The organism is Psychrobacter sp. TB20-MNA-CIBAN-0197, assembly GCF_040309765.1.
GTDB lineage: Bacteria > Pseudomonadota > Gammaproteobacteria > Pseudomonadales > Moraxellaceae > Psychrobacter > Psychrobacter submarinus.
Genome location: NZ_JBEOPC010001078.1, coordinates 1 through 251 on the forward strand (window position 1 = coordinate 1; position 251 = coordinate 251).

The following is a 251-nucleotide window of genomic DNA, read 5'->3' on the forward strand; positions in this document are numbered from 1 at the left end:
TCCATATAGTGGGTATATTCATTAATACCCTCTTGGAATAGGTTTAAAAACTCTTTAATTTGCTGAACATTACATTCTGCAAATTCTTCAGCCATTACACGCCTTGCAATAATACGGCTTTTAATTAATAGCCCTAAGCCCAGCGGGCACTGGCAATGATCGCTTAATACTTTAAATTCGCCTGTTGGCGTGCGGTAAACATCTAATGCTGTAAAAAAAAGTGTTAATTCGTTACTAGGTAAACTAAAACC

Annotated in this window: 1 protein-coding gene; it reads right to left on the minus strand. The window is 36.7% G+C overall.

Features of this window, described 5'->3' with window-relative positions; all coding sequences use genetic code 11:
- Nucleotides 1-251, minus strand: a 251-nt coding sequence (locus AAEY83_RS17230; RefSeq protein WP_351061110.1) for a circularly permuted type 2 ATP-grasp protein, incomplete at both ends; no start/stop codon positions are given.